The organism is Gilliamella sp. BG2 (assembly GCF_046635645.1).
GTDB classification, from domain to species: domain Bacteria; phylum Pseudomonadota; class Gammaproteobacteria; order Enterobacterales; family Orbaceae; genus Gilliamella; species Gilliamella bombi.
The window spans coordinates 1-1,798 of sequence record NZ_JBIDFF010000065.1; the positions used below are offsets into that span (position 1 = coordinate 1).

General features: G+C 32.5%; 2 protein-coding genes and 2 pseudogenes. All 4 read right to left on the reverse strand.

The genetic code is table 11. The features are described 5' to 3' along the window. Nucleotides 1-92: 92 nt before the first annotated feature. A pseudogene (locus tag ACGH6Q_RS12220) lies at nt 93-469 on the reverse strand (hypothetical protein); the annotation flags it as partial. 101 nt (nt 470-570) lie between these two features. Further along, a pseudogene (locus ACGH6Q_RS12225) lies at nt 571-890 on the reverse strand (hypothetical protein); the annotation flags it as partial. Between the two features lie 98 nt (nt 891-988). Beyond that, a complete protein-coding gene (locus tag ACGH6Q_RS12230) occupies nt 989-1,348 on the reverse strand; it encodes a hypothetical protein (RefSeq protein WP_411592979.1) in 360 nt (119 codons plus the stop codon). A gap of 8 nt (nt 1,349-1,356) precedes the next feature. Then, the gene (locus tag ACGH6Q_RS12235; protein WP_174797635.1) at nt 1,357-1,545 is read right to left on the reverse strand and encodes a YlcI/YnfO family protein; all 189 of its coding nucleotides are present in this window, start codon (nt 1,543-1,545) and stop codon (nt 1,357-1,359) included. Between the last annotated feature and the right edge of the window lie 253 nt (nt 1,546-1,798).

Consider the following 1,798-nt stretch of genomic DNA (forward strand, 5'->3'; position numbering starts at 1 on the left):
GTAGTTCAATTTTTTCTTTTGTGGGGTTGGGTTGGGTTTGCGTACCATATTTTTGACTTCTAATTTAATTTATTAACACTTTGTAAGTGCTTTAATTTGCGATATTGGCGTAACTCACGGTAGCTGATGCCCATTTGAGACATACTTTCAAGAGCCTCTTCTCCGAATTCTTTTAAATTTTGAATATCTAAATCTACTTTATAGACGGATAGATTAAGTAAATTACAAAATTCTTCCCAAGTTCCTGTTAAAAAGTCCTAACCGTTAGGACTTTTTTACCTTTCAAATTACGATATAGTTTGTTTTCTTTAACAAAATTTAATTTAGAAGTCCTAACTGTTAGGGAAAATTTAGCAAAAGCATCTGCCATTTTGGCCTGACCTAAAAGCTGATTAACTAGATCGTGCTCTTCGTTATATTCACTTTGAATCGTAGTCATAGTATTCATTACATCATTAATCTTGCTCATCAATTGCAGGTAGTTCAATTGATTGTTTTGTGGGGTAGGGTTTGCTTTGCGTACTATATTTTTGACTCCTAATTTAATTTATTAACACTTTGTAAATGCTTTAATTTGCGATATTGGTGTAATTCACGGTAAACGATACCCATGCGAGACATAGATTTTAGGGCTTCCTCACCGAATGATTTTAGGTTTGCTATATCTAATTCAATTTTGTCTCTAGATGAACCGAGTAACAGATAAAAATCTTCCCACGTTCCTGAAAATAGCGAACCGTTCGCGGTTTTCATTCATTTAAGTTGTTGATATAGTTTATTTTCACGGATAAAAGCCAATTTAGATGTGCGAACCGTTCGCGAAAACTGTTCAAAAGCCTCAGCCATTGAGCCTGACCTAAAACTTTATTAACTAAATCACATTCGTCGTTATATTCGCTTTGAGTATGATATCCATCACCTCATTAATCCCTTGTTCATCAATTGTAGGTAGTTAATTGTTTCTTTTGCTTTGTGTGCTATATTTTAACTAATTTAATTTATTAACACTTTGTAAATGCTTTAATCGTTCTAAATATTTTTCGTCTATAAGCCGATCTAAAGCTATGCTTGCCGATGCCCCCTCACGAACCAAAGATTCAAACTCATTAATTAGTTGAATTAGTAAGTCGGCATATTCTTGATTACCTTTAATTACCTTTGAATACACAATTGATTCATACACATTATTGACAGCTTGACTAACTCTTAAGGTATCTCCTAGTAACGCTAACGAAAATAATTGTATTCTTTGCATAGCAATAAATTCGCCTGCGATTTGAAAGCTTTCAGTTATGAATTCTTTTTCAATATCTTCAAGTGCGGAATCAAACTCTTTCAGTATAGTCATGTTAATCCTTATTTAGGTTGTTTGCGTTTTTTCCTATCCAATTCTTTTTGACATGCATTCATCACCCAAGATGAAAAACTAATAGAAGGAGTGTTGTTTTTTTCCTCTTCTACAGCTCTATCAATCTTTGCAATTAGTTCATGTGGGAATCGAATGCCTTTGTATACGGATTTTTTATTAATATGTTTTGTTGGCATAAGTTATCCTTTTAAGTGTTTAAACATTGTATTCTATTTAAAATCGAAAATAAAGATAAAAGTGTTTAAACAATTAAATTGACATTTTATTAATAAAGGTGTTTAATCTGTTTAAACACTTATATATTAATGAGCGTTTGAAAAAAACAATGCCCCGAAGTGCGCTAACACTATCGAGGCATCTAACCACAAACATTATTAGAGGTAATGAATATGGCTATTCGCAATAATACCGTATCGCCTAAATTTGGGC